Annotated in this window: 9 protein-coding genes; 3 read left to right on the forward strand and 6 right to left on the reverse strand. The window is 42.0% G+C overall.

Features of this window, described 5'->3' with window-relative positions; genetic code table 11:
- Positions 1-98 precede the first annotated feature (98 nt).
- The 3 genes from gltB to AC5YDM_RS07450 all read left to right on the forward strand — a co-directional run bounded on the left by gltB (position 99) and on the right by AC5YDM_RS07450 (position 7,248).
- Positions 99-4,574 (forward strand): glutamate synthase large subunit, encoded by a 4,476-nt coding sequence (gene gltB / locus AC5YDM_RS07440; RefSeq protein ID WP_496151475.1) that lies wholly within the window; start codon positions 99-101, stop codon positions 4,572-4,574.
- Between the two features lie 73 nt (positions 4,575-4,647).
- A complete protein-coding gene (locus AC5YDM_RS07445) occupies positions 4,648-6,069 on the forward strand; it encodes an FAD-dependent oxidoreductase (protein ID WP_496151476.1) in 1,422 nt (473 codons plus the stop codon).
- Between the two features lie 285 nt (positions 6,070-6,354).
- Entirely contained in the window at positions 6,355-7,248 is an 894-nt protein-coding gene (locus AC5YDM_RS07450) for a metal-dependent hydrolase (protein ID WP_496151477.1), read from the forward strand.
- A 96-nt stretch (positions 7,249-7,344) separates the two neighbouring features.
- Here the strand turns inward: AC5YDM_RS07450 and AC5YDM_RS07455 are convergent, their stop codons facing one another.
- The 6 genes from AC5YDM_RS07455 to AC5YDM_RS07480 are packed head-to-tail and all read right to left on the reverse strand — an operon-like array spanning position 7,345 to position 13,568.
- Positions 7,345-7,746, reverse strand: a complete 402-nt coding sequence (locus tag AC5YDM_RS07455; protein WP_496151478.1) for a Na+/H+ antiporter subunit G — start codon at positions 7,744-7,746, stop codon at positions 7,345-7,347.
- Positions 7,747-7,756: 10 nt separating this feature from the next.
- Positions 7,757-8,032, reverse strand: a complete 276-nt coding sequence (locus tag AC5YDM_RS07460) for a monovalent cation/H+ antiporter subunit F (protein ID WP_496151479.1) — start codon at positions 8,030-8,032, stop codon at positions 7,757-7,759.
- Complete coding sequence (locus AC5YDM_RS07465) at positions 8,029-8,553, reverse strand: Na+/H+ antiporter subunit E (protein WP_496151480.1); 525 nt, start codon at positions 8,551-8,553, stop codon at positions 8,029-8,031. Before AC5YDM_RS07465 ends, AC5YDM_RS07460 begins: the two co-directional genes overlap by 4 nt.
- Positions 8,554-10,362, reverse strand: a complete 1,809-nt coding sequence (locus AC5YDM_RS07470) for a monovalent cation/H+ antiporter subunit D (protein WP_496151481.1) — start codon at positions 10,360-10,362, stop codon at positions 8,554-8,556.
- Positions 10,362-10,727, reverse strand: a complete 366-nt coding sequence (locus AC5YDM_RS07475; protein WP_496151482.1) for a Na+/H+ antiporter subunit C — start codon at positions 10,725-10,727, stop codon at positions 10,362-10,364. The genes AC5YDM_RS07470 and AC5YDM_RS07475 overlap by 1 nt, the downstream gene beginning before the upstream one ends.
- 3 nt (positions 10,728-10,730) lie before the next feature.
- Positions 10,731-13,568: a monovalent cation/H+ antiporter subunit A gene (locus AC5YDM_RS07480; RefSeq protein WP_496151483.1), complete on the reverse strand. Its 2,838-nt coding sequence runs from the start codon at positions 13,566-13,568 to the stop codon at positions 10,731-10,733.
- Positions 13,569-13,600: the final 32 nt, after the last annotated feature.

The following is a 13,600-nucleotide window of genomic DNA, read 5'->3' on the forward strand; positions in this document are numbered from 1 at the left end:
TGAATTGAAAATAGCGAATACAAACAATAAATCGTAAATGAAAAATTGAACAAGATTTGCCCGTAGGGCCATGTTGAAAAGAAGGGTACGCTATGCACATGCCATCGCCTAATACTGTAGCTCCCGCTAAAGGTTTATACCAACCGGATGAGTTTAAAGATAACTGTGGTTTCGGATTAATCGCCCATATGCAAGGCGATGCGAGTCATGACTTAGTCAAGACCGCGATTCATAGTTTAAGTTGTATGACGCACCGTGGTGGTATTGCAGCAGACGGTAAGACCGGTGATGGTTGTGGCCTTCTTTTAGCAATGCCTAAAGCATTTTTCCGAGCTGAGGCAAAGAAACTCAGTGATATTACATTGAGTGAAATTTTTGCTGTCGGTACGGTATTTTTAAACCTTGATCCTGCAATTGCAGTACACTCAAAACAAGTGCTTGCAAAAGAAATTGAATCTGAAGGTTTAAAAGTTTTAGCATGGCGCGTTATTCCGACTAATGTTGATGCTTTAGGTTCGATTGCATTGCAATCTATGCCAGCTTTTGAACAGATCATTGTGAACTGCCCAATGGGTGTGACTGAGGTTGAATTTAACCGTAAGTTATTCTTGGCACGTCGTCGTGCAGAACAGCAGTTAACACAAGACACTTCATTCTATGTAACGACACTTTGCTCTACAGTAATCAGTTATAAAGGTTTGATGATGCCTGAGGCAATCGCAGATTTTTATACAGATCTTGCTGATCCTTTATTGGCATCACATATTGTTGTATTCCATCAGCGATTCTCAACTAATACACTTCCACGTTGGCCTTTGGCACAACCATTCCGTTACCTAGCTCATAATGGTGAAATCAACACCATTACAGCAAACCGTAACTGGGCAATGGCACGTACACCAAAATTTGAAAATCCATTATTACCAGGGTTAACTGAGCTCAATCCGATTGTAAACCGTACAGGTTCAGATTCTTCGAGCTTAGATAACATGCTTGAGATTTTGGTTGGTGGCGGTATGGATTTATTCCGTGCGCTGCGCATGCTTGTTCCACCTGCTTGGCAAAATGTTGAAACTTTAGATGCAGATCTACGTGCATTCTATGAATTCAACTCAAAACATATGGAAGCTTGGGATGGTCCAGCAGGTCTGGTGATTCAAGATGGTCGTCATGCGATTTGTATGCTTGATCGTAATGGCCTACGTCCAGCTCGTTGGGTGATCACCAAAAATGGTTATATCACGCTTGCATCAGAGATTGGTGTTTGGGGTTATGAGCCTGAAGATGTCGTATCGAAAGGTCGTGTTGGTCCAGGTCAAATTCTAGTAATTGATACTTTTACAGGAAAAATGCTCGATACTAAAGATGTGAGTACTCATTTGAAAAAAATGCGTCCATATCGTGAGTGGTTACGTGAAAATTCTGTACGTGTACAAGGTAGCCCAGAGCTTGAAGAATACCTATGTGACCAAGGCTTAAAAGGCGATGATCTAAAAGCTGCACAGAAAATGTTCATGGTGACATTTGAAGAGCGTGATCAACTGCTTCGTCCAATCGCAGAAAGCGGTCAAGAAGCAGTTGGTTCAATGGGTGATGATACCCCAATGGCTGTATTGTCACGTCAAGTGCGCCATGTATCAGATTATTTCCGTCAGCAATTTGCTCAGGTAACCAATCCGCCGATTGATCCATTACGTGAATCGATTGTGATGTCACTTGAGACTTGTTTAGGTCGTGAGCAAAATGTATTTGAACAAAGCCCAGAGCATGCAGATCGTTTGATTATTTCAAGCCCTGTACTTTCAAATTCAAAAATGCATCAGATTCGTACCATTGGTCGTAAAGGCTACGAGATTGCAGATATTGATTTGAACTATGCTGAAACGGAAGGTTCTGAAGCTGCAATCACGCGTATTTGTGAAGAAGCAGCTCAAGCGATTCGTGATGGTAAAACATTACTCGTTATTTCTGACCGAAAAATTCGTCAAGGTTTCTTACCTGCCAATGCGGCAATGGTCACTGGTGCGATTCACCACTACTTAATTCAAGTGGGTTTGCGTACAGATGCGAATATTATTGTTGAAACGGCGCTTGCTCGTGATCCGCATCAATTTGCTGTGATTTTAGGTTTTGGTGCAACTGCGATCTATCCATATCTTGCTTATGATGTGATTAATGATTTGATCGCAAAAGGCGAGTTATTGGGCGATCCAATCCATGCTCAAGCGAATTTCCGTAAAGGTATTGAGAAAGGCTTGCTTAAAGTACTTTCTAAAATGGGTATCTCTACAGTTGCATCGTACCGCGGTGGTCAATTGTTTGAGGCGGTTGGTCTGTCTGATGAAGTTGTTGCGAAATGCTTTACAGGTGTGCCAAGTCGTATCAAAGGTGCAACATTTGTTGATCTTGAAAATGATTTGAAAAAATTAGCTGATTTGGCTTGGAAATCTCGTAAGCCAATCGAACAAGGTGGTTTGCTTAAATTCGTATTCGATAAGGAATATCACGCATTTAACCCAGACGTTATCAATGCATTACATAAATCTGTACGTTCTGGTCAATATGCTGACTTTAAAGAATATGCAGAGCTGGTAAATAACCGTCCTGTTGCAACGATTCGTGATTTACTTAAGCTGAAAACTGATAATTCAATTCCGCTTGATCAAGTGGAAGCGGTTGCAGAAATTTTACCTCGTTTTGACTCAGCGGGTATGTCACTCGGTGCTTTGTCACCTGAAGCACATGAAGCGATTGCAATTGCCATGAACACGATTGGCGGTCGTTCAAACTCGGGTGAGGGCGGTGAAGATCCTGCACGTTATGGCACAATCCGTAACTCGAAAATTAAACAAATTGCATCAGGTCGTTTCGGTGTAACACCTGCGTACTTAACCTCTGCTGAAGTACTGCAAATTAAAGTTGCACAAGGTGCAAAACCAGGTGAAGGTGGTCAGTTGCCAGGTGGTAAAGTGAATGGCTTAATTGCACGTTTACGTTACTCAGTACCGGGTGTAACACTGATTTCACCACCACCGCATCATGACATTTATTCAATCGAAGATTTATCACAATTGATCTTTGACTTGAAGCAAGTCAATCCTCAAGCCATGGTTTCTGTAAAACTGGTGTCTGAGCCAGGTGTAGGGACAATTGCTGCAGGTGTTGCGAAAGCGTATGCAGACTTTATTACCATTTCAGGTTATGACGGTGGTACAGCGGCTTCTCCACTTTCTTCAATTCACCATGCAGGTTCACCATGGGAATTAGGTCTCTCGGAAGCGCATCAAGCACTTCGTGTAAATGACTTACGTGGCAAAGTGCGTGTACAAACTGATGGTGGTTTAAAAACGGGTCTAGATGTAGTAAAAGCGGCTATTCTTGGCGCAGAAAGCTTTGGTTTTGGTTCAACACCAATGATCGCATTGGGTTGTAAATACTTACGTATCTGCCATTTAAATAACTGTGCAACAGGTGTTGCAACACAACAAGATCATTTACGTCAGGAACACTATATTGGTGAACCTGAAATGTTGATTAACTTCTTCCATTTTATTGCGGAAGAAACACGTGAATGGTTGGCTGCACTGGGTGTTTCAAGCTTAAAAGATCTGATTGGTCGTACTGATTTACTGGAAATGCTTCCAGGTGAAACTGAAAAACATGCACATCTTGATTTAAGTGCATTGTTAGAGTCACATCCTTCTGCTGAAGGTAAAGCGCAGTACTGTCAAGTTCAAGGCAATGCGCCATTTGATAAAGGTGTTTTGGCTGAGAAAATGGTTGTGGAAATGCTGCCAGCGATTGAAGCAGGTACAACTGGTGAATATCACTTCACTGTGGGTAACTGCGACCGTTCGATTGGTGCACGTATTTCAGGTGAAATTGCAAAACGCTATGGCAACCTGAGTATGGAAGCCCATCCTGTCAAAATGAATTTAACAGGTACGGCAGGTCAGTCTTTGGGTGTGTGGAACGCGGGTGGTTTGCATATCAAACTTGAAGGTGATGCGAACGACTATGTAGGTAAAGGTATGGCAGGCGGTCGTATCTCGATCTTCCCACCAAAAGGTTCACCATTCCAAACTCAGGAAACGGCAATCATTGGTAATACATGTTTGTATGGTGCAACGGGCGGTAAGTTATTTGCTGCAGGTACAGCGGGTGAACGTTTTGCGGTACGTAACTCAGGTGCGTTTGCTGTCATCGAAGGTGCTGGCGATCACTGCTGTGAATATATGACTGGCGGTATCGTAACGGTATTGGGTAAAGTAGGACATAACTTCGGTGCGGGTATGACTGGTGGTTTTGCTTATGTACTTGATCTAGACAATGACTTTGTTGACCATTACAACCATGAATTGATTGAGTTAAATCGTATTTCGACAGAATCGATGGAAGAGCATAAAGACTTCTTAAGTCGTATTCTCGATGAACACATTGCTGAAACAGGTAGTGCTTGGGCGTACAAGATCCGTAACGAGTTTGATTTCTATAGCCGTAAATTCTGGCTAGTGAAACCAAAAGCTGCAAACTTGCAGACTTTGTTAAAAACAACTCAAGCTGATCCACAATAATTTCACGACGAACAGATATACAGGCAAGTGCAGCTGATAAATAAACAGACTGCACTGACCCACGGAGAGAGACATGGCAGAACGCCTAAACAATGACTTTCAATTTCTGGATGTCGCACGCCAAGATCCAGAGAAAAAAGATCTCAACGTCCGCAAAGCTGAGTTTGTGGAAATTTATAAACCTTTTACTGCGGAAGTGGCTGCAAATCAGACCCACCGCTGTTTAGGTTGTGGTAACCCATACTGTGAATGGAAATGTCCAGTACATAACTACATTCCAAACTGGTTAAAGCTGATTGCTGAAGGACGTATTTTCCAAGCAGCAGAACTTTGCCATCAAACCAATACTTTGCCAGAAGTCTGTGGTCGTGTATGTCCACAAGACCGTTTGTGTGAAGGTGCTTGTACACTGAATGATGGTTTTGGTGCAGTGACGATTGGTAATGCTGAGAAGTATATCAATGACACGGCATTTGCTTTGGGCTGGCGTCCAGATATGTCGCATGTGAAATGGACTGATAAAAAAGTTGCGATTATTGGTGCAGGTCCTGCAGGTCTAGGCTGTGCAGATATTTTAGTGCGTAATGGCGTACGTCCAGTGGTATTTGATAAGCGTCCTGAAATTGGTGGCTTACTGACTTTTGGTATTCCAGAATTTAAAATGGAAAAAGATGTGATGAAACGTCGCCGTGAAATTTTCACAGGCATGGGCGTTGAATTCCGTTTAAATACTGAAATTGGTACAGATGTTACCATTGATCAGCTTCTTGCTGATTATGATGCAGTGTTCATGGGTATGGGTACTTATACCTACATGAAAGGCGGCTTCCCGGGCGAAGATTTAGATGGTGTGGTTGATGCACTTGATTTCCTCATTGCGAATGTCAACCGTACGCAAGGATGGGAAAAAGATCCTGCTGAGTACATCAGTGTTGAAGGCAAAAAGGTGATTGTTCTTGGCGGTGGTGATACTGCGATGGACTGTAACCGTACGTCGATTCGTCAAGGTGCAGCAGCGGTAACATGTGCATATCGCCGTGATGAAGAGAATATGCCTGGTTCACGTCGTGAAGTAAAAAATGCGCGTGAAGAAGGGGTGGACTTCGCATTTAACCGTCAGCCAATCGAAATCGTGGGTGAACATGGTAAAGTGACTGGTGTTAAAGTGGTGACAACTCAACTGAGTGAGCCTGATAGCCGTGGTCGCCGTAGTCCTGAACCAATCCCAGGTTCTGAAGAGATTCTGCCTGCGGATGCTGTGCTTCTTGCATTTGGTTTCCGTACAAGTCCTGCCGATTGGTTCGCTGGTGCGAATATCGGATTGGATGGGTCTGGTCGCGTGGTTGCGGCTGAACAGCAAGAATATAAATTCCAAACTTCAAACCCGAAAATTTTTGCTGGCGGCGATATGGTTCGTGGCTCTGATTTGGTAGTAACAGCCATTTGGGAAGGGCGCCAAGCAGCTGAAGGTATTCTTGATTATCTAGATATCTAATGTAAGTTTGATCTCTTAAAATTAAAAATCCCACATTTGTGGGATTTTTTTGTAATTATCATTAGGATTGTCTGACATTAAGCTGAAGTGCTTCAGATATCGATACTTTATAAATATTTAATAAAAACAATAATTAATGGTTGTTATTGAGTGATCATTGACTAAAAAAGTGAGATTGAGTTGGCAAAATGTGTATTCTGACCGATCCACTGATTTTTTTGGCAATATACAATTAAGTCGCTTGTGACAGTATATAAAAAACAAAAGTCAAAGTAGGGTACAGCGATGACACTTACTCAAGTGGCGCAAGAAAAATCATACCTAAACCGCCCGAAAGCGTTGGGTATCAAAGTCCGTCGCCTTAGCTATAATCCAAAAGCAATTAAGCGACATTTCTTTGCTGATTCTCCAGTGATGTCTCATTTACTCACGGCACTGTCTTCAACATTTCCGATTGGTGAACAGTTCTTTGTGCACAGTGTGCGTAATGTTCGTCATAAAGTGACGGATGAAACTTTACAGGCACAGATAGCGGCGTTTATTGGTCAGGAAGCGATGCACTCTAAAGCGCATGCAGAGTTTAATGATGCATGGCGCCGTGATGATTATCAGCTTGATAATTTTCAAGCGTGGTTAGCTCGTCGTGATGAGTTTATTCGTACGGTGCATCCTAAATTACAACTCGCGATTACCTGTGCATTTGAACATTTCACTGCATTATTGGGTGGTTATATTTTACGAAATCCACAAGTTTTAAGTACTTTAGATGAAGATGCGACCAAACTCTGGGTTTGGCATGCGATTGAGGAAATTGAACATCGCGCCGTTGCATTTGATGTTTATCAGTCGGTCTATAAAGATGATAAAGTACGTCGTAGTGTGATGCGTAGTGTAACGACTGGTTTTGCAAGTCTCACATTTTATTCTGCAAGTCGTTTATTTATTCAGGACCGACGTAAAAGTTTACCGAAGGTTTCGGGTAATTTTTATGGTTTTTATCTGATTTCTAAAATGCTGATTGAGCTTATTCCTGAGTATTTATCTTATTATAAAAAAGATTTTCATCCCTCAGAAATTGATTACACAGACATTGTTGCACATTGGAAAAAGAAATTAGCTGTGGATTATCAAATGGAAAGTTTCCAAGAGAATGAACAGTCTGCGATGTTATACAGTTAAAAATAACTTCTTAAATGAATTTTTGGCAATTAAAAAACCTCACTATCATTTTTAATGATGTGAGGTTTTTTATCGATGCTTATTTTGATCTTAAAATTAGGGCTTATCTTTGATCTCATGATCTTGGAATTGCTTTAACTTACGCTGACGTTGCCAAGGTAATGGACGATCAATTGCTTCCGATACATCACCAGAGGTCGAACGTAGTCGTAAATGAATTGCAGCCTGTGCAATAAGATTTGCTGATACAGGTGCAGTAATAAAGGCTAGTAACGTAATTAATAATTCAGCAAAACCTAAGCGTCCGTGAAAAGCAGAATAGATCATTGCTGCGATCAAAAAACTCCCCAAACCTAAAGTACTTGATTTGGTCGGTGCATGTAGGCGCATGAAAAGGTCGGGTAATTTGACCATGCCAATACCGCCCACGATGGTGAAAAATGTTCCTGTGATTAAGAAAAAAGACACCAAAATTTCCATCAAAAGCTGAGTTGTCATTGTGGTACTCCTAATCGATCACGTGGCCGGTCGTAAAGTAACGAGCCAAAGCCGCGGTTGAAACGAATCCAAGCATCGCAACCAGTAAAGCCCCTTCAAACATTGAGGTCGTTGCCCAATAAATACCGAGAATCACCACCAGACAGGTCGTATTTAAAAATAGCGTATCGAGCGCCAATAGACGATCTACGATAGAGGGTCCAATTACCAAACGGAATAAACAGAGTAACATTGAAATCGTGACTGCGATGAGGCAAATACCCAATGCATACGGTAAAATGGTCATGCTTGATCTCCTTGTTCAACACTGAAAATAGCCATTAATGGGGCTTCATAGCGAGCTTTGATCTCTAAAATATCAGCATCTGGATCATCGGTACTGAGGGAATGAACCAAGATGTCACCACGTTCCTGATCGATACCTGCGCTGACTGTACCTGGAGTTGTGGTGATGATCATTGCAAGTAATGAATTTACCTGTTCGTGATCTGTATCTAAAGGAACACGAAACCATTTAGGATGTAGCTTATCGGTTGGACCGAGTACTTGCTTTGCCACACGCACGTTACAGACAATAATGTCCCAAAGCACCACAAAAGCAAGTTTAACCGCCAAATCCCAATGAATATTTGGCGTTCGTACAATGAAGGGTTGAATCAGTTTTGGAATGATCAGTGCCAAAATACTTGCGACGATAATATCGAATAATTCAGCGCTATTTCCAAGCATCAACCAGCTAATCGCCACAATCACAGAGACAAATGGATGCGGCAAAATTCGGTAAAATAATGAATTTCTTTGTTCCATTTATTGCTCCATCGGCTTCAATTTTGACAAGTCTTGCTCTTGTTTCAAATCTTGCTCTTGTTGTTGGATTTGGCGCTGCTTATATTCAGAAATATGTTCGCCATCTAAGGTTTTTTCACTGATGATATATGGAATAAAGCGTGCATTTGGATCTGCTGATTCACCATCGTATTTAGTTTCTGGTAAATAGTTTGGATCAAAAGGTTGAACGCTAATGATCTTATTATTACTATCCACTTTCAGTACGGCATCATAATACAACTGAGCATTTTGCAACTGAGCACTCGTCTTCTCAAGGTATTGCATAATTGGATGTGCAAATACGACGTACAACACTAAGCCTGAAAGCATGAGGTAAATGGTCTTATCATTTCGTGCAGGTGGACGACTTGGTAAGTTGGCATATTCCTCAAAAGCTTTTTCTTTCACATCCATTTCTGGTGCTGTAGAACGCCAAAATAAAACAAAACCAACACGTGTGAAGGCGATAATGCTGAGCAAACTGACGATTAGGACAGTAATGATAATGGTCAATTGATAAGGTGAAGTTTGAGATGCTTGTAACACAAAGACCTTGCCAAAGAAGCCACTAAATGGTGGAAGTCCTGCCATCATCAATGCAATGATAAAGAAGCAGATTGAAACTAACGTATTCTGCTTCATCACAGGAGCATTTTTGAAATGATCTTTAAATTGACCACGCTGAGAAGTAATCCAACCGCTCAATAAATAAAATGCCGCAGCGATAATGGTACTGTGTACGAGGTAATAAAGTGCTGCTGTCCAAGCATCAGTGGTCATCAATGATAATGCTACGATGATGGTACCAATTGAAGACAAGATCATGAAACCAATGAAACGGCGTAAGCGCTCAGACCCAATAGCACCGATTACACCATAAACTGAAGTAATTAAACCGATTGGAAGTAAGACATTACTGAGAGTGTTTTGGACATATTCATCATTAAAGACCGTTCCATTGACACGTAAAATCGCATAAATGCCCACTTTGGTCATGATGGTAAAAATGGCTGCTACAGGCGTTGTGGCAACGGCATAAGTTTTGGGTAGCCAAAAACCAACAGGTAAAATCGCAGCTTTAATCGCAAACACAACAAAGAGTAGGAAACCACCTGAAACTGCCAATTGATATTGATCAGCTTCAAGCGTAGGCAATAGTCGACTAACATCAGCCATATTTAGGCTGCCCACACTGCCATAAATCATGCCTAAACCAATCAGGAATAAAGCAGATGCGAGTAGGTTAATGGTGACGTAATGCACGCCCAGTTGGAAACGGACTTTGCCTTGCCCATGGAGTAACAGGACATAAGACGCCATCAGTAAGACTTCGAAGAACACAAACAGGTTAAATAAGTCACCTGTTAAAAATGCGCCACACAGTCCCATCATCAGGAAGTGGCACATCGCATGGAAGTATCGACCACGCTCATCCCATTCCTTACTTGCGAACCAAATTAATGGAACGGCAAGGGAATAGGTCAGTATCAACATAAATGCAGATAGTCGGTCTAAGACCAGTACGATACCAAAAGGTGCATTCCATTCACTGAGTTGATAGACGATGATCTGCCCAGTATTTGCCATCATTAAATAACTGATTGCAGTAGCAAAACCGATGACCATCGAAATGAAACTGATGCCACGACGCCAAGGTTGGCGCCAATCATGTGCTAAAGAGCCTGAACCAGGGTTACCCAGCAGTACCAATATAAATGCAGTAAAACCGGGAATTAAAATACTGAGAATTGGAGCGTGACTTTGCCAAAATTCGATAAAATTCATCATTAAGGCTCATCCTCACGTGGATCAAAGTGGATCGGATCCTCTTTTGAGTCGACATGATCTGTACCAGATTCATAACGACTACGTAAAGCCAGTTGTACAATAAAAGCAGTCGTAGCAAAGCCAATCACAATTGCAGTCAACACTAAAGCTTGAGGGAGTGGGTCGGTGACTTGAGTTGCATTGGTTAAAATCGCAGGAGAACTCATTTGAACGCGTCCCATGGCGAATAAAAATAAGTTCACCGCATAACCGATCATGGCTAAACCAAGAACAACTGGAAATGTACGTGCACGTAAAATTAAGTAGACACCTGTAGCAACCAATAATCCAATAGCAGATGCGAGTAAAAATTCTAAACTAATCATGAATTACCCCTTAGGTACTGGACCAGTGATACTGGTGTTACGGGAGTCACCAAGGACAGAAATCATCAACATGGTTGCGCCAAGTACGGTGACATATACCCCGACATCAAATGCGGCAGCTGATGCCAAGTGCATTTTTCCAAGTAGGGCAGGTTCTACAAAAATATGTGCACTGGTGAGAAATGGTCGATCCCAATACCAAGCTGCTACACCTGTAAGCCCTGCAAACATGAGTCCGAATCCAATCCAAATCTCATATAAACGACCTGATTTTGCACGTAGTAATTGTTCTGCTTGGTCTTGACCTAAGGCAATATACTGAATCACCAAAGCCATCGAAGTAATTAAGCCCGCAATGAACCCACCACCTGGTAAGTTGTGTCCACGAAGGAAAATGTACAAACTTACTACTAATGCGATAGGGAGTACCCATGATGCAGTGATACGAAGCATTAGTGGAGAAGGGTTAAAACGATAGCTTAAACCCTGAGTGATGGTGGTGCCGTGAGCACGCATACCGTCCATCATACATAGAGCACCAATCGCAGCAATGCCTAGAACAGTGATTTCACCGAAGGTATCGAAACCACGGAAGTCGACCAGAATCACGTTGACTACGTTAGAACCACCACCAAGAGGGATAGATTGTTGTAAGAAGAACCACGAAATCGAATTATGATCACGTGTCATGACTAACCATGCAATCCAACCGATACCTAAGCCTGCAACAATCGCAATGATGGCATCTCGCCAACGACGTGTTACAGAGGATTCATAAGGTGTGAGTTGCGGAAGGAGTGACAAACTCATTAATAAAAGAACAGTGGTGACGACATCTACTGTAATTTGCGTCAATGCCAAATCAGGTGCAGACAGTGTCAGGAAAACCATAGTTACAACGAGACCCACAGCCCCACTGATCAGTACGGCTTTAATCCGCTCATGATGGAACCACAACATCATCCAGCAAGCTGAGAATAGTAATAACCAAAGCACAATCCCAATCAATGGCGCATGAGTGAGTTCACGTGCACCTGTACTTAAACCTTGATTAAGCAATGGGATAGATGCCATAAATACTGCAAAAATCACAATCAACAAGAGATAGGTCTGTAGAGAACCTGTTTCCGTGGCGCGCTTAAATTTTCTTGAGTTCAGTAAAAGTTGTTTGAGAAATTGATCGAACAACAATTTACCTTGTAGCTTTCCAAAATAAGGGTCTAAGTCGATATCACGTAACTTGCCACCTTTTGCCAAAGCAAAATAGAAAATCACACCACCAATCAATGCAATCGCACTCATTAGTAAAGGGACATTAAAGCCATGCCAAATCGCGAGATGAACACCTTCAAATGCAGGTTGATTGATACTTGCTCTTGCCCCAGCATTCACAATATTTTCAAGTAGTAGGGCAGGGATAATTCCAACAGCTATACAGAGTGTCGCCAATAAAATCGCAGGTGCACGCATACCAATATGAGGTTCATGAGCCTCTTTATTTGGGACATCTTTACCGATGTCTCCATCAAAAAATACGCCATGAACCAAGCGCACTGAATAAGCCACAGCAAATAAACCTGCTAACGTTGCTGCGATTGCCGCAGTAACGACAAATCCACCTGATAAATTCGCTAAGAGTTCAGTAAAGAACATTTCTTTAGACAAGAAACCATTGGTTAATGGGACACCTGCCATTGCGGCAGCCGTAATCATGGTCAATGTTGCTGTAAATGGAAGCAGTTGCCATATCCCACTGAGTTTACGTAAATCACGCGTTCCTGTTTCATGGTCGATAATACCCGCAATCATGAACAGCGCAGCTTTGAATGTTGCATGGTTAATAATATGGAACACGGCTGCAGCAACGGCTAAAGGAGATCCAATCCCCAATAAACAAATAATTAAACCTAAGTGACTAATGGTTGAATACGCCAATAAGCCTTTCAGATCTTCTTTAAATATTGCAAAGAATGCTGCCATGCACAGTGTGAACAAACCAACCGTGGTGACTAAATTATGGTAAAGCGCTGAACCTACAAAAATTGGCATCAAACGTGCCAGTAGGAAAATCCCCGCTTTAACCATCGTCGCTGAATGTAGATAAGCAGACACTGGCGTTGGCGCAGCCATGGCATTCGGCAGCCAAAAATGGAAGGGGAATTGCGCGCTTTTGGTGAAAGCACCTAAAAGAATGAGCAGTAAAATGGGAACAAAATAAGGGCTGGCTTGGATCAGTGGTCCCATAGTGACCAGTTGATCAATTTGATAAGTACCCGTCACTTGACCAATCAAAATAAAGCCGCCGAGCATGGCTAAGCCACCCATACCTGTAATGGTCAGTGCCATACGTGAGCCGCGTTGTGCAGCTTCGTAATTGCTCCAATAACCGACAAGTAGGAAGGATGAAATACTGGTGAGTTCCCAAAAAACCAACAGAATAATTAAATTATTAGAGAGGGAAATACCCAGCATTGCTGCCATAAACAGCATGAGTAAGGCATACAGCTTACTTAGAGAGTTTTTTGGATTTAAATAATAGTAAGCATAAATATAAATTAGCGTACCGATGCCTGTAATGAGGAGGGCAAAAATTAAGCCCAAGGCATCTAAACGAAAGCTGAAATCAATACCTAATTGAGGTAACCATTGCCAACTTTCTAATACGGGAAAGCCATCAAATACTTGTTTTGCCTGAGCCAGTAATAAGCCAAAACTACTTAAACTGACCCCAATTGCCCCTAAAGCTGTCACCCCACGCGAGAATTTTTGCAGCCAAAGGACGAGGAAAGTGCCAAGTATTAACGGTAACAATATAATAATCGGTAACACACTCGTATCCATAGTGTTGATATAGGTCGAAACCTATGATGAGT

The sequence above is a fragment of the Acinetobacter sp. CY81 genome (genome assembly GCF_059515925.1).